This is a genomic window from Vibrio sp. YT-19(2023) (assembly GCF_033337395.1).
The window spans coordinates 85,147-107,168 of sequence record NZ_JAWOQN010000007.1 but is presented as its reverse complement, the minus strand read 5'-3'; the positions used below and the strand labels follow the sequence as shown (position 1 = coordinate 107,168).

The 22,022-nt window shown below is 42.4% G+C and carries 20 protein-coding genes, 1 other RNA gene and 1 pseudogene; 11 read left to right on the top strand and 11 right to left on the bottom strand.

Annotation, left to right across the window (positions count from 1 at the left end):
- Nucleotides 1-58: 58 nt before the first annotated feature.
- Together R7E78_RS07240 and R7E78_RS07235 are read right to left on the bottom strand one after the other, a co-directional pair.
- Nucleotides 59-1,594 (bottom strand): bifunctional GNAT family N-acetyltransferase/carbon-nitrogen hydrolase family protein, encoded by a 1,536-nt coding sequence (locus R7E78_RS07240; protein ID WP_047102129.1) that lies wholly within the window; start codon nt 1,592-1,594, stop codon nt 59-61.
- A 120-nt stretch (nt 1,595-1,714) separates the two neighbouring features.
- On the bottom strand, nt 1,715-2,596 hold the full coding sequence (locus R7E78_RS07235) for a LysR family transcriptional regulator (RefSeq protein ID WP_047102126.1): 882 nt from the start codon (nt 2,594-2,596) through the stop codon (nt 1,715-1,717).
- A gap of 398 nt (nt 2,597-2,994) precedes the next feature.
- Between R7E78_RS07235 and R7E78_RS07230 the strand changes: the two genes are divergently transcribed.
- On the top strand, nt 2,995-3,558 hold the full coding sequence (locus R7E78_RS07230) for a porin family protein (RefSeq protein ID WP_054730034.1): 564 nt from the start codon (nt 2,995-2,997) through the stop codon (nt 3,556-3,558).
- A gap of 684 nt (nt 3,559-4,242) precedes the next feature.
- Here the strand turns inward: R7E78_RS07230 and R7E78_RS07225 are convergent.
- From R7E78_RS07225 to smpB, 3 genes are all read right to left on the bottom strand, one after another.
- Nucleotides 4,243-4,728 (bottom strand): DUF6795 domain-containing protein, encoded by a 486-nt coding sequence (locus R7E78_RS07225; protein ID WP_318057778.1) that lies wholly within the window; start codon nt 4,726-4,728, stop codon nt 4,243-4,245.
- 541 nt (nt 4,729-5,269) lie between these two features.
- Nucleotides 5,270-5,637: a transfer-messenger RNA gene (gene ssrA, locus R7E78_RS07220) on the bottom strand.
- 66 nt (nt 5,638-5,703) lie between these two features.
- Nucleotides 5,704-6,189 carry an SsrA-binding protein SmpB gene (smpB, locus tag R7E78_RS07215; protein WP_005381642.1) on the bottom strand — a complete coding sequence of 162 codons (486 nt, stop codon included), beginning with the start codon at nt 6,187-6,189 and terminating at the stop codon, nt 5,704-5,706.
- 119 nt (nt 6,190-6,308) lie between these two features.
- On the opposite strand from smpB, the gene R7E78_RS07210 reads away from it, so the two are divergent.
- Both R7E78_RS07210 and R7E78_RS07205 read left to right on the top strand, forming a co-directional pair.
- Nucleotides 6,309-6,752, top strand: a complete 444-nt coding sequence (locus tag R7E78_RS07210) for an SRPBCC family protein (RefSeq protein WP_005381641.1) — start codon at nt 6,309-6,311, stop codon at nt 6,750-6,752.
- Complete coding sequence (locus R7E78_RS07205) at nt 6,742-7,101, top strand: RnfH family protein (RefSeq protein ID WP_025768875.1); 360 nt, start codon at nt 6,742-6,744, stop codon at nt 7,099-7,101. Before R7E78_RS07210 ends, R7E78_RS07205 begins: the two co-directional genes overlap by 11 nt.
- Nucleotides 7,102-7,202: 101 nt before the next feature.
- Here the strand turns inward: R7E78_RS07205 and bamE are convergent, their stop codons facing one another.
- From bamE to nadK, 5 genes and pseudogenes are all read right to left on the bottom strand, one after another.
- A complete protein-coding gene (gene bamE, locus R7E78_RS07200) occupies nt 7,203-7,562 on the bottom strand; it encodes an outer membrane protein assembly factor BamE (protein WP_017820585.1) in 360 nt (119 codons plus the stop codon).
- Nucleotides 7,563-7,804: 242 nt separating this feature from the next.
- Nucleotides 7,805-8,322, bottom strand: a pseudogene (locus R7E78_RS07195) (GNAT family N-acetyltransferase).
- A gap of 21 nt (nt 8,323-8,343) precedes the next feature.
- The gene (recN, locus tag R7E78_RS07190; protein ID WP_005383750.1) at nt 8,344-10,008 is read right to left on the bottom strand and encodes a DNA repair protein RecN; all 1,665 of its coding nucleotides are present in this window, start codon (nt 10,006-10,008) and stop codon (nt 8,344-8,346) included.
- A 166-nt stretch (nt 10,009-10,174) separates the two neighbouring features.
- Nucleotides 10,175-11,365, bottom strand: coding sequence for a DUF3103 domain-containing protein (locus tag R7E78_RS07185; RefSeq protein WP_080996636.1), 1,191 nt, complete (start codon nt 11,363-11,365; stop codon nt 10,175-10,177).
- Between the two features lie 265 nt (nt 11,366-11,630).
- On the bottom strand, nt 11,631-12,515 hold the full coding sequence (nadK, locus tag R7E78_RS07180; RefSeq protein WP_053302984.1) for an NAD(+) kinase: 885 nt from the start codon (nt 12,513-12,515) through the stop codon (nt 11,631-11,633).
- A 146-nt stretch (nt 12,516-12,661) separates the two neighbouring features.
- Between nadK and grpE the strand changes: the two genes are divergently transcribed.
- The 4 genes from grpE (at nt 12,662) to dnaJ (ending at nt 18,567) form a co-directional block, all read left to right on the top strand.
- Nucleotides 12,662-13,258 (top strand): nucleotide exchange factor GrpE, encoded by a 597-nt coding sequence (grpE, locus tag R7E78_RS07175; protein WP_021034134.1) that lies wholly within the window; start codon nt 12,662-12,664, stop codon nt 13,256-13,258.
- A 420-nt stretch (nt 13,259-13,678) separates the two neighbouring features.
- Complete coding sequence (locus tag R7E78_RS07170; protein ID WP_053302985.1) at nt 13,679-14,953, top strand: dicarboxylate/amino acid:cation symporter; 1,275 nt, start codon at nt 13,679-13,681, stop codon at nt 14,951-14,953.
- Nucleotides 14,954-15,300: 347 nt separating this feature from the next.
- A complete protein-coding gene (gene dnaK, locus R7E78_RS07165) occupies nt 15,301-17,214 on the top strand; it encodes a molecular chaperone DnaK (protein WP_005381623.1) in 1,914 nt (637 codons plus the stop codon).
- 204 nt (nt 17,215-17,418) lie between these two features.
- Complete coding sequence (gene dnaJ / locus R7E78_RS07160) at nt 17,419-18,567, top strand: molecular chaperone DnaJ (protein ID WP_005381620.1); 1,149 nt, start codon at nt 17,419-17,421, stop codon at nt 18,565-18,567.
- A gap of 69 nt (nt 18,568-18,636) precedes the next feature.
- Here the strand turns inward: dnaJ and R7E78_RS07155 are convergent, their stop codons facing one another.
- Nucleotides 18,637-19,068: a type IV pilin protein gene (locus R7E78_RS07155; protein ID WP_053302986.1), complete on the bottom strand. Its 432-nt coding sequence runs from the start codon at nt 19,066-19,068 to the stop codon at nt 18,637-18,639.
- Between the two features lie 103 nt (nt 19,069-19,171).
- Here R7E78_RS07155 and R7E78_RS07150 point away from each other — a divergent pair, with 103 nt between their 5' ends.
- Genes R7E78_RS07150 through R7E78_RS07135 form a run of 4 tightly spaced genes read left to right on the top strand, consistent with a single transcriptional unit; the run spans nt 19,172 to nt 21,959 of the window.
- Nucleotides 19,172-19,678, top strand: coding sequence for a GspH/FimT family pseudopilin (locus tag R7E78_RS07150; RefSeq protein ID WP_017635698.1), 507 nt, complete (start codon nt 19,172-19,174; stop codon nt 19,676-19,678).
- A complete protein-coding gene (locus R7E78_RS07145; protein ID WP_318057777.1) occupies nt 19,659-20,249 on the top strand; it encodes a pilus assembly protein PilW in 591 nt (196 codons plus the stop codon). The genes R7E78_RS07150 and R7E78_RS07145 overlap by 20 nt, the downstream gene beginning before the upstream one ends.
- Nucleotides 20,246-21,556: a hypothetical protein gene (locus R7E78_RS07140; protein WP_053302988.1), complete on the top strand. Its 1,311-nt coding sequence runs from the start codon at nt 20,246-20,248 to the stop codon at nt 21,554-21,556. Before R7E78_RS07145 ends, R7E78_RS07140 begins: the two co-directional genes overlap by 4 nt.
- Nucleotides 21,546-21,959: a prepilin-type N-terminal cleavage/methylation domain-containing protein gene (locus R7E78_RS07135; protein ID WP_017635696.1), complete on the top strand. Its 414-nt coding sequence runs from the start codon at nt 21,546-21,548 to the stop codon at nt 21,957-21,959. The genes R7E78_RS07140 and R7E78_RS07135 overlap by 11 nt, the downstream gene beginning before the upstream one ends.
- Nucleotides 21,960-22,022: the final 63 nt, after the last annotated feature.

Genomic DNA, 22,022 nt, shown 5'->3' with positions numbered 1-22,022 from the left:
CCTGCAGCTGGCTTTACTCGCCGCCACGCTCTTTGGTAGCGGCGAATTAGGGAGATCCTTATGACTCTTTGGCTTTGGTGAATGCGCCATACAAATCAAGGCGGCGATGACGTAAGTTGGTGACAGAGCCTTCGGTATTAAGCTGTTTCAACTTAGTCAAATCAACATCAGCGAAGATTATCATTTCGGTGTTGGCGCTTGCTTCTGTCAAGGTCGCATCGTGTGGGAAATAGATATCCGACGGTGAGAATACGGCAGATTGTGCGTACTGGATATCGACATTATCAACACGAGGTAAGTTGCCGACACTGCCCCCAATTGCAACGTAGCATTCGTTTTCGATGGCTCGTGATTGGGAACAGATTCGTACTCGTTGGTAGCCATTTTTTGTGTCTGTCCAGAAAGGAACGAACACAATTTGTGCGCCTTGCTCGGCGAGCATTCTTCCCAACTCTGGGAACTCGCTGTCATAACAAATCAGTATGCCGACTTTGCCTGCATCGGTTTCGAACACCTGAACATTGTCACCACCGTCGATCACCCAGTCTTTTTGCTCATGGGGCGTGATGTGAATCTTATATTGAGCGTTTATTTCACCATCTCGTTGCAGTAAGTAGGCCACATTATACAACTTGCCATCTTCGATGACGGGCATACTGCCAGCAATAATGTTGATGTTGTAGGTGACTGCCATCTGCGAGAAGCGGTTTTTGATCTCTTCTGTAAAGCTAGCCAAAAAGCGAATTGCTTCGACGGAGTTTTGGTCGTTTTGCAAGCCCATCAGCGGCGCGTTAAAGAATTCAGGGAATAGGGCGAAATCGGCTTTGTAGTTCGCAAGAGAAGAAATGAAGAACTCAGCCTGATCGAGCAAGTCCTCTAAGTCATTCATGGCGCGCATTTGCCACTGCACAACACCAATACGAATCAGCGTTTTTTCTACATCATGTACGGATTGAATATCCTCTTCGTAGAAGAAGTTATCCCACTCCAGCAGAGTTGCGTAGCCTTTAGAAGCACTATCCTCTGGCAAGTAACCGCGCATAATACGTTTTACATCGAAGTCGTTTGCAAGCTGAAAAGACAAAATAGGATCGTGAAGCTCACGGCGTTTTATTTTGTCGATGTATTCAGCCACGCTCAATTCGTCAGCATATTTGTGGTAATTCGGGATGCGACCACCGGCTAAAATTGCTTTGAAGTTTTTACTCCGGCAAAGTTCTTTACGCGCATCATACAGACGGCGACCTAAACGTAGCCCTCGATAGTCCGGGTGGACAAATACATCGAGACCATACATTGCATCACCGGTTACTTGATTCTGTATGACGTTGTTTTCGGTAATGATGTCGGTATATAGATGAGGAAGAGAAAAGCGGTTGTAGTCCACTTTAATGGTTAATGCTGCACCGACTATTTTGCCGTTATCTTCAATACAGATTTGGCCATCAGGAAACTGATGAATGAGATCCATAATAGTCAGCCGTGGCCATGAGCCGCCAACATCAGGAAACACTAAGTCCATTAGTTCTGCAAGCTCAGGGTAATCCGTTGGCTCAATGGTACGTAATGAGAGTTTGGGCGAATTGCTGTCCATATCTTTCAATCCATTTATCCTTTTGAAACAGTGTTAATGAGAATGCCACAATTTGGAGCAGACAGATACTGAAGTCTTTGAGTTGTTTTGGTTTACCAAAAGCATTTCAAGAAAACAATATTAGCTTAGTTTGCTCTTCAACCATTCGTAAAACGCCGCCACTTTCTTAGCCGATAGGCGATAATTCGGGATCATCACGTAATAACCATAACCACTCTGTAAAGTTAGGTTGAGAATATGTTGGATATCCCCTCTCAAAATAGAATTCTGCGCCATAAAATCAGGAAGTAAGGCGAGTCCTTTTCCCATTTTGACGGCTTCGTAAGCTAGGTAAAAATGTTCAAAGCCTACAGAGTGATAGGTAACGGTTGATTCTACTGCATGTGCCGCCTTAAATTGCTCCCACAACTGAGGACGAGTGATTTGAGGTATCAGCGGATAGTCGCTAACAGCGTGCACATTCTTGAGTGCAGGAGCGTTAGTACAACCGACCAATAGTAGTATTTCTTCGCATAGTAAGTGGCTGTATTCATAATGCGTGGATAATGGAAGGCAGCGAATATGTAAGTCACTTTCGTTGCTCGAATCTTTGACGTTCCCATCCCCAGTACAGACTCTTACTCGGATGTTAGGATGTTGCTGGTGGAAGTCATCAATATTAGGTATCAACCAAAGACTGGCAAAAGAAGGGGTTACGTCCACGGTGAGTAATTCTTGCTTTGAATCTGACTGGATTAAGTTGGCAGTTGCATGCTGAATAAGCTCCAAAGCTTCTGTGACTTGCGGCAGATAACGCTTGCCTTCTTCGGTTAACTCAATACCACTCGCCCCTCTTTGTATTAAAGGTAAACCCACCAATTGCTCCAGCGATGCGATTTGTTTGCTTACTGCGCTTTGCGTAATACATAGGGCATCCGCTGCTTTAGAGAAACTGAGGTAATTAGAGACCGCGACAAACGTCCTTAATGCTCGAATAGAAGGGTATTCACTGCCTTTTAACATACTTCAGTTCCATTAAACTCTGCTTAGGCAAAGAGTAGAGTATTCACGGCTTGAAGCAAAGTAAGATGCAACGTATGTGTGATTAGCTTCCTTTCTTATAAAAACTAGCTAAGCGTTTTTTGACTGATTAATCTACAAGAGTATTTTAGATGTTTATTTAATTTCTTTGAAAAATCTACAAATTAACAAGAATCTTTTTCACATCAGCGATTAACCTCAATTTAGTATTGTTTATATAAAGTAAACAGACAGCTCTTTTTTTCTGTTTTTGTTCGGCGTTCTTTAGAGGATTGTCAGTGTTCTATAAAATTAAATATATTTTTCATTAATTTAAAGTTGGCATTGCATTTGCTCTTTACTATTCGAACCTTCAATGGAACTTATATTAGGAGAACGAAATGAAAAGCAATGTTGTTACTTTGATTAGCCTTTTTTCTTTAGCAACGTTTAGTACTTTATCACATGCTGCGGACTCCAACGATCATGGTGTATATGTTGGCACCAACTACGGTTACTTAAAAGTTGATGGACAAGATGACTTTGATGATGACAGCGATGTTATTCAAGGTTTAGTTGGTTACCGTTTTAATCCTTACTTAGCGTTGGAAGGTGGTTACATTGATTTCGGTAGCTATGGTAATAACCTAGCAAATGCCGAAACGGACGGCTATACAGCGGCTCTAAAAGTTACCGCTCCCATTGCTGATCGTGTCGACCTTTACGCAAAAGGCGGTCAAATGTGGTACTCGACGGATTACAACGTTGCGGGCTTCCAAGGCAACAAAGATGATGAAGGTGTATTCGCTGGTGCCGGTGTCGGTTTTAAAGTTACTGATAACTTCTTAGTTAACGCAGAATATATGTGGTACGACGTAGAACTCAATGCGGAGAATGTCGCGAACGGTGCAAACACGGAAACAGACTTTAACCAAGCATCACTAGGTGTAGAGTATCGCTTCTAATATAGTTAGCCGTGCTGGACTCAATAAAAGTGCGAAGCAAAATAGCTTCGTACTTTTCTTATTTATCATTCAAATAATTTAAGACCGATGAAGCGTATATATAAAACGATGGCTAATTTATTTTATTGTTACTCCAGGGTATTTAATACGTTACTAGCATGACTGTCTAGCCTTTTTACTAACCTTGAAAAACAAAGCTTTATTGCTCTACAAGTAATATTAGATAGGTTAATTTCCGCATTGCCTGACATTACATTTATGTGGCCTATAATACCGCGCACGTGTTCGTTACATTCATCTTTTAGCTCTGAAATTAGCTAATTGAACCCAAGTAGCAAGGCCTACGGTCGCATCTGTTGTATTATATGACCCAGACCTGAAATTCTTAGTAAAGTCAAAGTTGAAGAGACTATTTTACTTACCCAACCATCAGTCATCCGAGCATTATATCTATTGTTGAAGTCAAGAAATACGTTGCGTTCTAGGTAAGCTTGAGATTTGGGTTGTAGTGCCGACCACTCATTACTTGTAGCGGTATTGACATAACCCGGAACAGATTTTTTTCCTAGTCCATGAGCGCAGAAGTAGATGCCAGAACTTCCATCTAGCCGATACTCAATACCACCGTGAGTAAATGGCCAAAGAGGAGACATAGGAACTGGAGTTGCATCATGAGTGCATTATTTAATTTCCATACAAGTCAGAGTCTATATAACCAAATAAGTTACATTGACTGTTCACGTAGTAGTCATCGTTTTCTTCATCATCAATTGAAAAAGCAAAGTACTTAAGAGGGCTCTCAGTGTCACAAGAAAGGTTAGCCATGTTATTTTTTACGTAATCCTCTATTTTATAACCATCAAAGCTTCCTTCCCAAATAATAGTACTTTCATCATTACTGAGTTCTGCGACTAAAACAATAGTTACATAGTGCTCAATAAGAGGAGTGCTTATGATGTTTTTATTTTCATAGACTGGAGAAAATTCAAAGCGACCAGTACTGTCTGTGAATGTTGATAAGTCTATTGATTTCCCTGAGGTGCTTAAACCAATACTAAGGCTAACCTTCAGGCTACTAAGTGGTTTTCCTTTCTTTGTTAACACACCATTGATTTTCGGTGTGTATTGATTAACGTGTTCGTCATTCAATTTACTTTCTTCAAAATTCATTACAATGCTCACTAATATGACTGTAATAATTCCAGCAACTTAATTTTTCACAACAATATTTTCATTTTGAAATTTAAAAATCTATATATGTTGTGTTTCTGTTCAATATCTAAGGTTAACTTTGTGATTAGAGTTACATTATTTTTTGTAACTACTGTTTGTAGTCATTACATCTATAGAGTTGTAATGAAACAAGCGAGTAGGGACTAACAATGAATACATCAATCAATTCATCGAGGGAGATGAGTATAGACTTTAGACTTTAGACTTTAGACTTAGATCTAGTTATCTCTTAGAAAGGATAGGTAAGCAGAAGACTTTTAAGTTGCAGGGCTTTTAGTACCATGCTTTCTGCCTTTTTGATTAGTACTTATGAACTTCTTGTTTACTGATTAATACTCAACGAGTTTGTAAACCTACATGGGCCAAAGGTATGCGGTAATCCATGTAGTAAGATTTCAGAAAGCATGAATGTTTGAAAAAAGAGACTATTTTAGTTGATACAAAAAAGGCCACCCGAAGGTGGCCTTTTCCAAACGTTTGGTGGAGCTGGCGGGAGTTGAACCCGCGTCCGAAAACCGTTCATCATTGGTACTACATGCTTAGTCGATCTTTAATTTCGCCACCCACCTGCGAACCGACACGCTAATGAATGACTAGCCTGAATTAAAATTCGCCGTTCATCTCTCAGGCGGGAGAATCCGGGCTAGCGCGTTTGGGTTTGATCCCTCGTTGATCCCCGTCTTACGTGCGGAAGCTAGGGCGAGAGAGCTCTTAGCAGGTTATTAAGCTGCTAGTGCGTAGTTTTCGTCGTTTGCGACTATTTTTTTGCGGTTTGTTAACGAGGCCTACCGCACCTCGGCATGCACCTCAGACTTCTGAATTCCCGTCGAATCCTAAATCAGCCCCAGGTAATATTCGCATAGTAACAGAAAAGCATTGGCTGTCCAGTACTATGCGTTTAAGTGGTCAAGATTAACGCAGCGCGCTCTTCATTACGCGTGCTTTTTCTCTTGCCCAGTCTTTTTCTTTTAGATCCGTACGTTTATCGTGCAGCTTTTTACCTTTTGCTACGCCAATTTTTAGTTTCACCCAAGAGCGAGACCAGTACAGTGAGAGGGCCGTTAATGTCATACCTTCACGGTTTACACGTCCGAATAGGTTATCCAGCTCACGACGACTCATTAGTAGTTTACGCACACGTGTAGGGTTCGCCACAACGTGTGTCGATGCCTGATTTAAAGGAGTGATTGTCATGCCACTCACAAAGGCTTCACCGTCACGCATAAATACGTAACTTTCAGAAATATTGGCTTTACCTTGGCGAAGGGCTTTCACTTCCCAACCTTGGAGCTCCAAGCCAGCTTCGATTTCATCATCGATGAAATACTCGTGGCGAGCTTTTTTATTCAGCGCGATAGTATTGCTACCCGCTTTTTGTTTCGTTTTTTTCTTTGCCATAATAGCGTCATTATACGGGTTGGATATCGGATAGGAAATCCTTTTATTTGCGCAATCGTGGAATAAAAGTAAAATTGGCGAGTAGCTTTAAATCTGTACATGTATCGATAGGAGTATGTATGAAGCAAGTCAGCCGTTCTGCGCTTGTGTCTTTTAGCGCCGAACAGATGTTCAATCTGGTTAATGATGTTGCTAAATACCCTGAATTTCTGCCTGGTTGCTCGGGCTCTAGAATCATTGAGTCTTCGGGGAATGGTATGGTGGCTTCTGTCGATGTGGCGAAGGCTGGAATCAGCAAAACGTTTACGACTTCAAATGAGTTGATCCCCGGTCAGGCAATTATGATGAACTTGGTGGATGGCCCGTTTAAGACGTTGCGTGGTGGTTGGATTTTTACCGCGCTAGACGAGCAAGCTTGCAAGGTTGAACTAAAGCTTGAGTTTGAATTCTCAAGTAAAATGATTGAGATGGCCTTCGGTAAGATTTTTAACGAGCTTACTAGTAATATGGTAAATGCATTTACTAAACGCGCAAAACAGGTCTACGAGTGTTATGAGTATTGAGTCAGATATGATTCACGTTGAGGTTGTCTATGCTCTTCCTCATGAACAGCGTGTATTTAACTTAGTGGTAAATAATCACGCAACGGTAGAAGAGATCATTAGACAATCCGGTGTATTGGAGTTGTACCCTGAAATTGATTTGTCCAAGAACAAAGTGGGTGTGTTTAGTCGTAACGTGAAGTTGGATGCGACCGTTCGAGATCGAGATCGAATAGAGATTTATCGTCCGTTACTTGCCGATCCGAAAGAGATTCGCCGTAAGCGGGCGGAGCAGGCTAAAACCGAGGGGAGTGCAGACCCAGTCACCGGTGGCAAGCCTAGTTCTGTACGTAAAAATAAGCAGGATTAATATTAACCCAATAGCTCATGTGAGTTACTCAAAGTTTGACTAACATGATTTCTATATAATAAAAAACCTCCCAAACGGGAGGTTTTTTTGCAAAAGTCAGTTTACTGAATTTGCTCGTAAAATGCGTCACTTTTTGGAAAGTCACCACTGATGTCTGCGAGCGTGCCTTGGTCATTAAAGTTTACAATCAGATCTTTCTGTACTGGTTCGCCATGGCCAGGAGTATGATGATAGATGTAATACCAAGTGTTTGGATAGCCGTTTTCAATAAGCATTGGCGACCCTAATACGAAGCGAACCTGTGCTTTAGTCATCCCAAACTTTAATTTATCAACCGCACTTTGTTCTACATAGTTGCCTTGGTTGATATCAATACGATAAACCAGTCTTTCCAATACCGAACATCCTGTCAGCAATGTCATTGCTAATGGTACGGCAACTAACCACTTCTTTAATTGCATAATAATTTCTTAGTAACCTTTAAAATACTGCGCTGATAATAAACAAGCTCGACGCAGATGTAAAAAGCTATGCGTCGTATGGTAGACAATCTGACAACGAATTTTGAGTTGAGTTGCATTTATTCACCGATATTAGGCGGTAAATGTCACCACATGACGTATTAGTTAGGTGACGAAGAGCAAATTTCAATCGGAAGTAGGGTGATGGACGCTTTCAGCGGTGAGCCAAGCCTAGTGACTCGTTAGTCGGTTTTGGCGAATTCGCGTAATGCATCACCTGAAAAACGATAATACTCTTTTTCATGAATTAGTGTTGCACCAATTGAGCGGTAAAACTGACCTGCGGTAGGGTTACTACTTTCAGCTGTCCAGTCCAACCTTTGGCATCCACACTTGATCGCCAAAGATGCCAGATACTTCATTCACACTTGATCGCCAAAGATGCCAGATACTTCATTAACTTGAGACCAACCCCTTTTCCTCGAACCTTCGAAGATACGAACAGATCTTTTAAGTACATCTGCCCTGAGAGTTTTGGGGCAGGGAACATGACGGTATAAGATGCAAAGCCTACGACGTCATCATTATCGTAAACCGCAATGATATTAACACCAGAATGTTCAGAGAAGACTTGGCTCTTTAGATAATGGACCAGATCGTGTTTTGATGAAGCTTTTTCTTTGAAGTAGTAATGTTCTAACTCAATAAAAATAGGGATGAGATCTAAGCAGTTGGTTTTGTGTATTGCTCTGATATCCATATCTCATCCCTTGTCGATTTATTAAGCGGCGATAAGCAGTTCTTTTGCGTTTGCCAACGTTGAGTCGGTTATTTGACTACCACCAAGTAAGCGAGCTAATTCTGCCACACGTTGTTGTTCATCTAATGCGTGCATTTGGGTTTCGGTTTGGCCTGCTTTGGTTTGCTTAGCAACAAACATTTGTTGATGGCCGCATCCGGCAACTTGAGGGAGGTGAGTGACACACAATACTTGAGTAGATTCGCCAAGCTTGCGTAGCATTTTGCCCACTACGGCAGCTGTTGGGCCACTAATACCTACGTCCACTTCATCGAAGATTAAACTTGGTGTATCTACTTTCTGAGCGGTGATCACTTGGATAGCTAGAGAGATACGTGATAGCTCACCGCCTGACGCAACTTTTGCTATAGGTTGCAATGGTTGTCCCGGGTTGGTCGATACTAAGAAGCACACGCTGTCCATGCCAAGCGGCGATGGGTGCGTGTTGTCATTGCTAACTTCGATACTGAATACTGCTTTCTCCATGCTCAATTCGTGCATGCTTTGTGTGATCAGTTTGTTCAGTTCTTTTGCGTAACGGCTGCGTGATTTGTGCAGTTTTTCTGCTTGTGTTAGAAAGCTTTGGTACTTGTGTTCTACTTCTTGAGCAAGTTCATCTAAACGTTCATCGGAGCAATCTAACGCTTCTACTTGGGCCAGAAGATCTTGATGATGCTGGTAGAGTTCTTCTGGCATTACGTGGTGTTTACGAGCTACAGACATCACTTTAGAAAAACGTTCTTCTACATAAGCCATACGAGCTGGATCAACATCGATGCCATCTAAGTAGCTGCGTAATTCATTCTTCGTTTCTTCAAGTTGAATCATCGCTTCTGACAGCATGTTAGGTAGCTCAGATAGCTTTTCATCTAATTCGGCTAATTGAATTAGGGAGTGATTGGCCGATTGCAAAATACCAAGCGCATTGACTTCTTCACCTTCGTAAATAAGTTCGATGGCTTGCTGACAGGTAGTGGCGAGTTCACCACTGTTGGATAGTCGTTTATGCTCTTGCTCGAGCTCTGCAAATTCTTCTTCACCTAGCGATAACTCATTCAGTTCTTTGATTTGGTATTCAAGCAACTGTTTTTGCGCCTGGTTTTGCTGGCTATTTTCTTTTAGCTGCTTGAGGTTATTATCCGCCTGACGCCAATGCTGGTAAGCACTTCGTGTGCTTTTTAGTAGGTTTAAATGCCCAGCATATTGGTCGAGCATGGCCATTTGGTGCTCACTTTTCATCAATTGATGATGAGCGTGCTGCCCATGGATATTGATAAGTAGCTGCCCTAGAGATTTGAGTTGTGATAGTGGAACAGGGCTGCCATTAATGAAGGCTCTTGAGCGGCCTTCTTTTGTGATAATACGACGCAAAATACACTCACTGCCATCTAGCAGATCGTTATCTTCTAACCAACGTGTTGCATGTAAGTTGTTGTCCAATAAAAAAGCGGCGCTAACTTCGGTTTTCTCTTCACCTTGTCGCACCATGCCGGCATCGGCTCGTCCGCCTAAGCAGAGCCCTAAAGCATCGATAGCAATGGATTTACCCGCGCCTGTTTCACCTGTAATGGTGGTCATGCCCTTAGAAAGCTCGAGTTGTAAAGACTTAACAATCGCAAAATTATTAACACTTAGATGAGCCAGCATTTTATTTACCTGTATAACTGAACAATACTGTATAAGAGAACAGTATATACTGTTTCTTTATACAGTAAAGTCAGGTAAGGAAAATTTTCTTTGTAGGCTGTTTTTTTGTGATGAAGTGGGAAAAATGAGCCGATGTGATTACAACGACTCATTAAAATTGAACAGGTTACGGACGAGTTGGGTTAATCGTTAGTGGTTCTAGTGTGACGACTGCATTCACACCTGCACCTGGGTGATCCACGTATGAAGTGTCTTGCATTAGAGTGTAGTAAACGTCGACGAAGTCATCATCATTCGTGAGTACACCATCGGGGATAGTGTCGATGATCTTGTTCGTGATTTGCGGAATAATTGCGTAAGCCTGAACTTCTGGATCTGGAATCGCTTTCAATACTTCTTCGGCAACTTGAACAAGGAGTTTTGCCAATTGTTTATAGTCTGTGCCGTCATCTTGCTCCATGAGCACAATGTCTGCCGCACCCCAGCGGTAACGAGACCAGTGAATAATGATCTGATTTGGATAGTAATCTTGGTTATCGTAGTCTAAGTATGGAAGCTCCACCAAATCGAGAGTCGGTTCATCACGACTTGGATTGACGCCCGTTACGATAGCGTAGATTTCTGCCTTGCCAGAGATCCAAGGTTCTTTGTCATCGGCTAGACGGATCTTTTTCAACTGCGTGGTTTGAATTGGAGCCGCTTCGCCCACTGCGCTACTTGACAATAGCGGTGTATTTTGGCGTTGTTCATCAGCAATATATGGTTGAACTAAAGCTGGTTGACCGAGTTTTTTCATCTCAGCTTGCATAGCTTGCAAGCCTGCTTTTAGCTCTGCAGAGCTATTGTTATCAACGACAAGTACAGGTACCTCAGGGAGCTGGTAAACATCGAGTTGATGGATGTTGCCATAAACATCAAATGCTTCGATGTATTGCCAATTCTCATCATCACCACTTGGTTCAAATGCAAATAATGGCTCGACCTCGCCACTTTGCCATGCTGTTATCATGGCTTCATTTGCCAAGCGAACTTCTAACAACTGATCTGAGTATTCAGAAATACCTTTCCAGCTACGAATTTGAGTGTCAGCTTGTACAAGCTGGCGGCTGAACTCTGAGTTAGGGTTTTGCTTAACAAATGCTAATACAGAAACGTTAGTCTGTTGCGGAGTAATATCTCTTCTCAGCATGGGTTCAATGGCAGCATAATTCTCACTCAATTGTTGAGCTAGGGCCCGTTTCGTCTTAGTGATATCTTCCGCTTTTGCGTTGGACACACTGTTGACTTGCGTTTCCTCTGATTGGCAGCCAATAAGTGCTAATGTACTGAGAACAGACAGAATGATGGTTTTCTTCATAATATGTCCTTTATTGATTGTATGAAATAGAGTTAATACTCTATTCATGGTGAGAATATCACCGGACATAGATCATTGAATTTGCTTTTCTATCTTTTGTGTAAAGTTTGCCCACAGGATCAAAATTTATAAGCTTCTCTTTAATGATGACAAATATCGTGTCGCCTCACTACTTTGTGTCTATTTCTTGTCTAAGAAAGCCAAAAGCCAGTAGCAATTGAGCTGCTGGCTTTTTTATTGAAGTTATTACCCTGAGTAACAAGTGTTAGAACAATTTACTAGACCAGCCAAGCTTATTCCGTAAGACGTGATAGTAGCTGTAGTCTTTTGGATGGATGAGCTTTAGTACATTTGGACTTTGATAGATGTGAATTTCGTCGCCAGGGGTAACTGGAAGTGAGACTTGTCCATCACAGCTAACTTCTTGTGTTCCACGGTTTTCTGGTGATACCACCAATTTAATTCGACGTTTTCCATCAACCACCAAAGGTCGACTCGACAATGTATGAGGGAACATTGGCACGAGTGAAATGGCATTCAAGCTAGGAGAAAGAATTGGGCCGCCGCCAGAAAGTGAATATGCCGTCGAGCCAGTCGGAGTGGAGACAATCAAACCGTCGGCCCGTAAAGAGAAGGCGAAGCTTTCATCAATATACACTTCAAATTCAATCATATGAGCAATTTGCCCTGGGTGAAGTACGGCTTCGTTTAGCGCAGCGTTATGGCTCTTTATTTGTCCGTGGCGGTGTACTTCCGCCTCTAAAAGAAAACGCTCCTCTTCAATGTACTCACCGTCGAGTACCGCTTGCAGAGACGCTTGGAAGTCGTCTGGGTTCAAGTCAGTTAAGAAGCCCAAATTTCCGCGGTTCACGCCTATAACTGGTACATCAAATCGGGATAAAATTCTTGCTGCACCTAGCATGTTGCCATCGCCACCAACCACAATGGCTAGATCGGCATTTTTTCCTAGTTCAACTAAGCTAGCAAACTGACTCTGTGGGATATCATCCAGTATTGCGGCAAGGCGATCGTCAATGAATACTTTATAGTCCTCAGAGGTCAACCATTGGTACAACTCTTTATGAGTTTGAATTGCTTGTTGATCTCTTGGTTTTCCGATAATCGCGATCACGTTACATGGATTTTTCATAGCATTTCCGCATTAAAGAGGCTTGAATCAGGAATCTTCATCCCCATAATAATGGCAAGTCACCTAAATATGCGAATTTTTATGTGGTTAAAGCCCGCAAAAACGCGCATGGCTTTAAGGGCATTATGTTGAATTCTGGAGATATCATGAGCAACGAAGAAAACAAAGTTACAGAAGAAGAGCTTGATCAAATCATCGAAGAGGCTGAAAAAGTAGAAGCTGAAGCACAAGAAGTTGAAGCTGAGCTTGAAGAGCTTGGTGATGAGACAGACGCTAAGATTGCTCAACTAGAAGCGGCACTATTGTCTAGCGAGGCAAAAGTAAAAGAGCAACAAGATGCGGTGTTGCGTTCTAAAGCTGAAGTAGAAAACATGCGTCGTCGCACTGAGCAAGAGATCGATAAAGCACGTAAGTTTGCGTTGAACAAGTTTGCAGAAGAGCTGCTTCCTGTTATTGATAACCTAGAGCGTGCAATTCAAGCGGCAGATACAGAGAATGAAACTGTGAAGCCGTTCCTAGAAGGCGTTGAACTAACACATAAAACGTTTGTAGACGTTGTCGCGAAATTTGGCTTGAAAGCAATCAACCCTGAAGGTGAAGCATTCAATCCAGAGTTCCATCAAGCGATGTCGATTCAGGAGAGCCCTGATCATGAATCAAACACTGTTATGTTTGTTATGCAAAAAGGTTACGAACTAAACGGCCGTGTGATTCGTCCGGCAATGGTAATGGTTGCTAAGTAACTTTAACTACCTGTTTTTTTTTAAATATAAAAGCGCCCATCATTTTTGATGGGCGCTTTTTTGTTTTAAACATAAATGACTGCATCGAACTACGTTGTATATCGATAAATGAAAATTTGATCCCCTTCATATTTTTTCCTATTGGTTAATTATTTTCCTATAGGAGATTTTCTCTCATCTCGCTGCGTGTTTATTAACGGAAAGGGCTATAAGTGGTTGTAATCATTCGCTGTGTGAATGTTTGTTCTGCATAGGAATGTAAATATAGTCATTTTTTCCAAAACAATTTCGTTAACAAAAATGTAAATTATCACTTTATTTTGTAACTTCGGTGTGTATGATTTGCGACTAATGCTTTAAAAGTAAGCATATATAACTACAAAAATGTAAATAGTAAACACAACATATCGGAGATTTATAATGGATAAATCGCTTTCTAGTAAGATTTTTATAGGCTTGTTTGCCGGCCTTGTGCTGGGGACAGCAATTCAGTACTTATTTAGCGGTATTGCGATTTTTGATACATACCTACTTGGAGCAGCAGAAGGTGTTGGCGGCATGTTCGTCTCACTGATCAAATTGCTTGTTGTTCCTTTAGTTTACGTTTCAATCGTATGCGGCATTGTTGACTTGAAAGACATCAGTGCATTTGGTCGTCTTGGTGGAAAAACTTTTACCCTTTACATTCTTAACACCATCATTGCGATTACGGCGGCTTTGACTGTCGGCTTGATCTTCCAGCCAGGAGCGGGCGCTAATCTAGCAGGAACGGTATCTGAGGCTGTACAGTTGACAACGACAGATACGCCGGACATTTTCTCTTTAGTTGTTAACATTGTTCCTAGCAACCCTGTGCAAGCGTTTGCTAGCGGCGACATGCTGCAAATCATCTTTATGGCAATTTTGACGGGGCTTGCAATTCAAGCTTTGGATTCTCGTGGTGGCCCAGCTATTCGCACATTCAAAATGGCAAATGAAATCATGATGAAATTGGTTGGATTAGTGATGAGTCTTGCACCATATGGTGTGTTCGCACTAATGATTCAACTAGGTGCAACGCTAAACGCCAATACATTAATGTCCGTTGCCGGTTACGTGGCTTTGGTGGTTGCGATGTTGGTGTTCTGGATCTTCTTCTTCTACCCAATGGCAGTGAGTATTGCGACAGGAACTTCTCCAAAGACTTTCCTACGTGCAACTCGTGAGCAGATTCTTTTCTCTCTATCTACCGCGAGCTCAAACGCGACTATCCCGGTAACGATGCGCACACTGACAGAAAAGCTTCAGGTCTCTAAATCGGTTGCTGGCTTCGGTGTACCACTGGGCGCAACGATGAATATGTCTGGTGTGTCTATCTATATTGCTCTAGCAACGATGTTTGTTGCGAACGCTTTTGGCCAGCCTATTAACACCGCAGACATCTTCACACTTGGCTTAACTATTCTTCTGTTATCTATTGGTGCTGGCGGCGTTCCTGGTGGCGGCGTGGTAATGGTAGGCGTTTTGCTTCACCAGCTGGGTTTACCACCTGAAGGTTTAGCAATCATTGCAGCGGTCGACCGTATCAATGATATGTTCTGTACATCATCTAACGTTGTCGGCGATACGGCAGTGAACACCATTGTTGCAAAAACAGAAGGTGAGATAGGTAAAGAAGAAGGTGTTGATGCTGAGCCTGCTCAAGCGAACGCCTAATACCTTGAATAATTTATTTTAACCCTAATATTGAAGCGAGCTCTTATGAGCTCGTTTTTTATTTAGGAAGAGTCGGACATAAATAAATTTATCTGGGAAATGACGTTTTGTTGCGCTACAGCAGTGTGACGAGTTCCAAACTAATCAGAAAGAAACACATAAATTTCGAAAAAAGACGCTTTTTTTTAATTCTGCCCTTGAAAAGCATTTTGCCGCCCTTATCTATGTGGCATAGAGAAGCAAACATTGATTATTTTTGTTTGTGAGCAAGGGTTGAAACCCGATTCTCCTCCCCCCACATTGGGGTTATAACCAAACGAAAATAGAATTTATTCGGAGATAGCCAGATGGGTAAAATCATTGGTATTGACTTAGGTACTACTAACTCATGTGTTGCTGTATTAGACGGCGACAAACCACGTGTAATTGAAAACGCAGAGGGCGAACGTACTACTGCATCGGTTATTGCTTACACTGACGGTGAGACGCTAGTAGGTCAACCAGCGAAACGTCAAGCAGTAACTAACCCAGAAAACACGCTATTTGCAATTAAGCGTCTAATCGGTCGTCGTTTTGAAGACGAAGAAGTTCAGCGTGACATCGAAATCATGCCTTACAAAATCGTTAAGGCTGACAACGGTGATGCTTGGGTAGAAGCGAAAGGCCAAAAAATGGCAGCTCCTCAGGTTTCTGCTGAAGTTCTTAAGAAAATGAAGAAAACTGCTGAAGACTTCCTTGGTGAGGAAGTAACTGGCGCAGTTATCACAGTACCTGCTTACTTTAACGATGCTCAGCGTCAAGCGACAAAAGATGCTGGCCGTATCGCAGGTCTAGAAGTTAAACGTATCATCAACGAACCAACAGCAGCTGCGCTAGCTTACGGTCTTGATAAGAAGGGCGGCGATCGCACTATCGCGGTATACGACCTTGGTGGTGGTACATTCGATATTTCAATCATCGAAATTGATGAAGTTGAAGGCGAGAAAACATTCGAAGTTCTAGCAACTAACGGTGATACTCACCTAGGTGGTGAAGACTTTGATAACCGTCTAATCAACTACTTGGTTGATGAGTTCAACAAAGAGCAAGGCATCAACCTTAAGAACGACCCACTAGCAATGCAGCGTGTTAAAGAAGCAGCAGAGAAAGCGAAAATCGAGCTTTCTTCTACTTCTCAAACAGACGTAAACCTACCTTACGTTACTGCAGATGCAACTGGTCCTAAGCACATGAACATTAAAGTGACTCGTGCAAAACTAGAATCTCTAGTTGAAGACCTAGTACAACGCTCTCTTGAGCCATTAAAAGTAGCTCTAGCTGACGCTGACCTATCAGTAAACGACATCACTGACGTAATCCTAGTTGGTGGTCAGACTCGTATGCCAATGGTTCAAGCGAAAGTTGCTGAGTTCTTTGGTAAAGAAGCGCGCCGTGACGTAAACCCTGACGAAGCAGTAGCAATGGGTGCTGCAGTTCAAGGTGGTGTACTTGCTGGTGACGTTAAAGACGTACTACTACTAGACGTAACTCCACTGTCTCTAGGTATCGAGACAATGGGTGGCGTGATGACTAAGTTAGTTGAGAAGAACACAACTATCCCAACTAAAGCGAACCAAGTTTTCTCTACAGCGGAAGATAACCAGAGCGCGGTAACTATCCACGTTCTACAAGGTGAGCGTAAGCAAGCGATGTACAACAAGTCTCTAGGCCAATTTAACCTAGAAGGCATCCAGCCTGCACCACGTGGTATGCCACAAATCGAGGTTACTTTTGACCTTGATGCGGATGGTATCCTACACGTGTCTGCGAAAGACAAGCAGACTGGTAAAGAGCAGAAGATCACTATCCAAGCTTCTGGCGGTCTAAGCGATGAAGACATCGAGAAAATGGTTCAAGAAGCAGAAGCTAACAAAGAAGCGGACAAGAAGTTCGAAGAGCTAGCGACTGCACGTAACCAAGCTGACCAAATGATTCACGGTACTCGTAAGCAAGTCGAAGAAGCTGGTGAAGCGCTACCTGCAGAAGAGAAAGAGAAGATTGAAGCAGCAATTTCTGAGCTAGAAACAGCACGTAAAGGCGAAGACAAAGAAGCTATCGATGCTAAAGTTCAAGCACTAATGACTGCTTCTCAAAAGCTGATGGAAATCGCTCAACAACAAGCTCAAGCGCAGCAAGCACAAGGTGCTGACGCAGGTGCACAGTCTAAAGAAGACGACGTTGTAGATGCTGAGTTCGAAGAAGTTAAAGACGACAAGAAATAATATTTCTTAACCAGATGGCTGCATAGCCATCTGGGGTCGATAAGACTTCGTGTGCGGGCGTTTGGGGCAACTCTTACGCCCGTCTGTTTGTAAACGCTGTCTTTCTAGTTAAGTATGTTGCAGACAAGTGCACTTACCTAGAACGATACAAACACCAAGCGGTGAATCGATGCCGTTTGTAGTAATTAACTGGTGACGAAGAACATGTCAAAACGTGATTTTTACGAAGTATTAGGCGTAAGCCGTGATGCCTCAGAGCGCGATATCAAAAAGGCGTATAAGCGTCTAGCGATGAAATTCCACCCAGACCGAAACCAGGGTGATGATTCTGCGGCGGACAAGTTTAAAGAAGTAAAAGAAGCGTACGAAGTTCTGACCGACCCTCAAAAGAAAGCGGCGTACGACCAATACGGTCATGCTGCTTTTGAACAAGGCGGCGGTGGTTTCGGTGGCGGCGGCTTTGGCGGCGGCGGTGCTGATTTCGGCGACATCTTTGGCGATGTATTCGGTGACATCTTTGGTGGTGGTCGTCGTGGCGGTGGTGGCCACCGTGCCCAGCGAGGTGCTGACCTACGTTACAACATGGAATTAACGCTAGAAGAAGCAGTTCGTGGTGTAACGAAAGAGATCGAAGTACCGACACTAGTACACTGTGATACCTGTGATGGTAGTGGCGCGAAGAAAGGTTCATCTGCTGAAACATGTGGTACCTGTCATGGTCATGGTCAAGTACAGATGCGACAAGGCTTCTTCGCAGTGCAACAAACCTGTCCTACCTGTCACGGTAAAGGTAAAATCATTAAAGACCCTTGTAATGAGTGTCATGGTCAAGGTCGTAAGCAGAAAACAAAAACACTTAACGTTAAGATCCCAGCAGGTGTTGATACTGGCGACCGTATTCGTCTATCTGGCGAAGGTGAAGCGGGAGAAATGGGGGCGCCTGCTGGCGACTTGTATGTACAAGTGCACGTGAAAGAGCACCATATCTTCGAGCGTGATGGCAACAACCTATACTGTGAAGTGCCAGTAAGCTTTGCGATGGCGGCTCTAGGTGGTGAAGTTGAAGTGCCAACTCTAGATGGTCGCGTAAGCCTAAAAGTACCTTCAGAAACGCAAACAGGTCGTATGTTCCGCATGCGTGGTAAAGGTGTGAAAGGCGTTCGCGGTGGCGGTGTTGGTGATCTTATTGTGAAGTTGGTTGTTGAAACACCAGTAAACCTAAGCTCACGCCAAAAAGAACTGCTCAAAGAGTTTGAAGAGTCTTGTGGTGGTGAAGCGGCGACAAAGCACAAGCCTAAATCAGAAGGCTTTTTCAACGGTGTGAAAAAGTTCTTTGATGATTTAACCAGCTAAGACGTTAGTGAAAAGCACAAATACAAAGGCCTGCTAAAATGCAGGCCTTTTTGCATCTCGGTGTTCTTGCTAGTTCCAGCAATCACTTGGTTCTTCGACATTTGTTGACGTTAAAGTAATCGTTTTAGAACCAGTCAAGCACTCGTCGTCGTCTTGTCCAAGAGGTGATTTTGCTGTTGCTGTAATGGTATAGGCCGTACTTGCAGAGCTAGCAATATCGAAAGAAAATCTATTTTTGTCTGAGTCACATAGAGTGCATGTTCCTCCAGAGAGAATATGACTCCAGTCGTACCCACCATCATAAGATGTCTCTAGCTCTAGCTGAATTCGACTAAGATCGCTCAAGGCAACCGTCCTATGAGACTTGATTACATGATTAGTGTAAGAAGGGTAGGCGATCGCAGCAATGATCCCGACAATCACGACAGCTATCAGTAATTCGATCAATGTCATCCCTCTCAATCCTTTTTTGTAGCCGTTACAACGAGAAATTCGAATCATCACGAGTAGTTTCCTTTTCACTTTTCCGCCTATTTTTGGCAGGTGATAGCATCTGTGCAAGATGAATTACGGCCCTTTTGCCGTTTACATAGGAATTTGGGAAATGCCTCGCGGGTTTACGTTGTTGGAGCTTCTTATTACTGTTGCTGTCTTGTCAGTGCTACTACTTTTTGTCGCCCCAAGTTTTTCAAAAGTTAGCCAACACATGAAAATAGTGAATTTAGCCAACGAATTACAGGGTTTTTTGATCCAAGCGAAATCGGAATCGGTGATGAGAAATCAAGATTTTTGGGTTCATATTCAAGGCTTACCTTCATCCACCGGAAGCTGGAAGCTCACACTCTCGAGTGTATCGAATGTCACTGACATTACTTCAATGAATACTGTTGCTGAGCTGCAAGGTCATCTATATCGGGGTCTGGTGGTGTCGAGTAATATAACTAGCGTCAAGTTTGATCGTGTTATGGGGAATCCCAAAAATGCGGGAAGTATTCACCTGAAGAAATCTCAAGCGGATACCAGTCCGATAAAAGTAACTGTTCATAACGGAGCAGGGCGAGTAAAAGTGTGCGCTATGAATAAGGCAAAATATGGCTTTGAACAATGCTAAACAGCAGGGTAGTACACTTGTTGAGTTTATGATTGCTGCGTTGTTAGGACTTGTCGCTTTGGGCATTGTTGGCGCAGTGTTTCTTTCTAACCAAAAAACAGCTGTGCAGCGAAGCAAGGAAATAATGCTACTTCAGCAGATGAGTAGTGTAATTCAACAAGTGAAAGAGGATATTCAACGAGCAGGGTTTGATGGTATTACGACAAAATCAATGATGCTTTCCGGTTCTCCTAGCGTTCTATATCAACAATCCGAAAAAATCGGTTATGTTTATCGAAACACAGCAAGCTCTGTGAGTAATACGATATATCGGTTAAAGGATAATATGTTGGAATATTGCCAGGATGATTCACCATCACCTTTAAGTATCGTGTCTGCTGCTAGTGGATGTTTTGATCTTTTTGATCCTAAGCAAATTAAAGTAACTCAATTTGGTGTTAGTCGAACATTACTATCAGGTTCGTCAATAGAGAGTGCGTTTATTTCTATTTCAATGGCCGCTGAATTAAAAAATGATCCGGCAATTTCTCACGCCATTTTATTACAAGTTCAGCAAAGGAATTGGCAATGATACGTAAGCATCAACAAGGAGTGGCCACGTTACTTATTACTTCCATACTGCTCTCTGTCGCTTTGGTTGTGACGTTAGGGTCATATAAGAATCTATTTTATCAAATTAAGCGTGCGCAGAATGAAGTTAGTTCTCGGCAACAGCACTGGGAAGCGGAAGGGGGGCTTGAGTGTCTATTTGCTTATGTCACAGATGATGTATCCATAGTGAACGAGCTCATCCCAATTAATCACAATAATTTAAATACCTTATGTAAGAGGGAATTAAACCTTAGCCAGCTGAACGTTACTGATATAGGGGCAGGAGTCTATCGTATTAATTCTATATCTCACAATGGTTGGGCCCAGCTCAATAAAACTTTCAGTACACTAAGTAATCGTGGAAAAGGAGCGATACAAACCACATCCAAGTTAACTACTTATGGTGATTTAAAGGTTCATCCAGATGCGAAAGGTGATCTTAATTCTGACAATCTGTATGAATGCATATCACTGACTTATCGGTATAGTTATACCATGGAAGGCGGAAGCACAGGATCAAAATATAACACTGCATCAATAAGAGCGAATAGCTTATATGATGGTTCTCCTTCTGGAGGGTGTACCGCTGCAACGACAACCAATGTTACAGTAAAAGCTGGGAATGCAATTACGAAAACTAATAAACCTGAAACTTCTGATCCGCAGCTAAAAGGCGATTTTGTTTATGACTCTGAAGTCGATCCATTCCAAACCTTTTTTGATTACAAAAAAACACCGGAAAATATTGATAAAGTCAAAGCTTCATTTCCGAAAGCTGGGAAAATCAATTTGTCAAATGCGACACAGTGTAAATCAGCTATCGAAAATGCTTTTAAGGAAGTAGATAAGGTTTGGATTACTGGTGACTGCGCCATTCACGGGAATTTAGCACTTCAAGGCAACCATGAGAAATATACGTTAGTTATTCAAGATGGTATTTTTATCAATACTGGTTCAACAACATTTCAGGGTTCGCTTTTTCATTTAGTCGATAAAACTAAACCACAGTTTGCTCCTAATGAGTTAAAAAGCTATTGGGAAAGTTTGTTCTCGAATGCTGATGGCTCACCGACTAATTTTACCATTGGTAAACAATATACTGATCTTACACAAACTGTTTATGTTGATGCAGGGGCATTTCACGCAACGGGTGGTTATGGTTTTGATACTGATGGGTTAAAAACCTCAATTGCGGGCTCAATGGAGTTACTATTTGATTCCAGCAAAAGACCTACAACAAGGAGAAATGATGTTCGTTGGCAAGAGGGAAGTTGGAATGCCAAGTAAACAACATGGTTTTAGTTTAATTGAAATAATGATTTCTTTTATTTTAATTGGTGTCGGTGCTCTTGGATTGGTTAAGTTGCAAGCTTACATTGAGCTGCGGGCAGATTACGCGATGCATAGCATTGAAGCGCTAAATCTTGCTGAGCAGAAATTAGAGTGGTTTCGTACGCGTGGGGCTATTTCTGCAGTCCCCTCGATGCCCGCCGCTAATTTTGATACAAATATTGTCTCTGGGGAAGATACTACGCACCCCTTGTATACTTTATCTTGGTCTGTGCCAACGGCAACTCTGTCGGGCGCACTTAAAACGATACATATGGAAGCTCTATGGCAAGATCGCCACGGTAAAATACAATCGGTAGAGCTGAAAACCATGATCTCTAAACATAGCGAATTTGATTAAATAGTCTAGGTTCCTGTTTTATGCCGATTCAATCAAAACCGATTGGAGTTCTGGATAAGGTGT

Bases quoted from the DNA above. Each gene is read 5' to 3' on its own strand.
- R7E78_RS07240 (WP_047102129.1), bottom strand. From the start codon at position 1,594: ATGGACAGCAATTCGCCCAAACTCTCATTACGTACCATTGAGCCAACG.
- R7E78_RS07235 (WP_047102126.1), bottom strand. From the start codon at position 2,596: ATGTTAAAAGGCAGTGAATACCCTTCTATTCGAGCATTAAGGACGTTT.
- R7E78_RS07230 (WP_054730034.1), top strand. From the start codon at position 2,995: ATGAAAAGCAATGTTGTTACTTTGATTAGCCTTTTTTCTTTAGCAACG.
- R7E78_RS07225 (WP_318057778.1), bottom strand. From the start codon at position 4,728: ATGAATTTTGAAGAAAGTAAATTGAATGACGAACACGTTAATCAATAC.
- smpB (WP_005381642.1), bottom strand. From the start codon at position 6,189: ATGGCAAAGAAAAAAACGAAACAAAAAGCGGGTAGCAATACTATCGCG.
- R7E78_RS07210 (WP_005381641.1), top strand. From the start codon at position 6,309: ATGAAGCAAGTCAGCCGTTCTGCGCTTGTGTCTTTTAGCGCCGAACAG.
- R7E78_RS07205 (WP_025768875.1), top strand. From the start codon at position 6,742: ATGAGTATTGAGTCAGATATGATTCACGTTGAGGTTGTCTATGCTCTT.
- bamE (WP_017820585.1), bottom strand. From the start codon at position 7,562: ATGCAATTAAAGAAGTGGTTAGTTGCCGTACCATTAGCAATGACATTG.
- recN (WP_005383750.1), bottom strand. From the start codon at position 10,008: ATGCTGGCTCATCTAAGTGTTAATAATTTTGCGATTGTTAAGTCTTTA.
- R7E78_RS07185 (WP_080996636.1), bottom strand. From the start codon at position 11,365: ATGAAGAAAACCATCATTCTGTCTGTTCTCAGTACATTAGCACTTATT.
- nadK (WP_053302984.1), bottom strand. From the start codon at position 12,515: ATGAAAAATCCATGTAACGTGATCGCGATTATCGGAAAACCAAGAGAT.
- grpE (WP_021034134.1), top strand. From the start codon at position 12,662: ATGAGCAACGAAGAAAACAAAGTTACAGAAGAAGAGCTTGATCAAATC.
- R7E78_RS07170 (WP_053302985.1), top strand. From the start codon at position 13,679: ATGGATAAATCGCTTTCTAGTAAGATTTTTATAGGCTTGTTTGCCGGC.
- dnaK (WP_005381623.1), top strand. From the start codon at position 15,301: ATGGGTAAAATCATTGGTATTGACTTAGGTACTACTAACTCATGTGTT.
- dnaJ (WP_005381620.1), top strand. From the start codon at position 17,419: ATGTCAAAACGTGATTTTTACGAAGTATTAGGCGTAAGCCGTGATGCC.
- R7E78_RS07155 (WP_053302986.1), bottom strand. From the start codon at position 19,068: ATGATTCGAATTTCTCGTTGTAACGGCTACAAAAAAGGATTGAGAGGG.
- R7E78_RS07150 (WP_017635698.1), top strand. From the start codon at position 19,172: ATGCCTCGCGGGTTTACGTTGTTGGAGCTTCTTATTACTGTTGCTGTC.
- R7E78_RS07145 (WP_318057777.1), top strand. From the start codon at position 19,659: ATGGCTTTGAACAATGCTAAACAGCAGGGTAGTACACTTGTTGAGTTT.
- R7E78_RS07140 (WP_053302988.1), top strand. From the start codon at position 20,246: ATGATACGTAAGCATCAACAAGGAGTGGCCACGTTACTTATTACTTCC.
- R7E78_RS07135 (WP_017635696.1), top strand. From the start codon at position 21,546: ATGCCAAGTAAACAACATGGTTTTAGTTTAATTGAAATAATGATTTCT.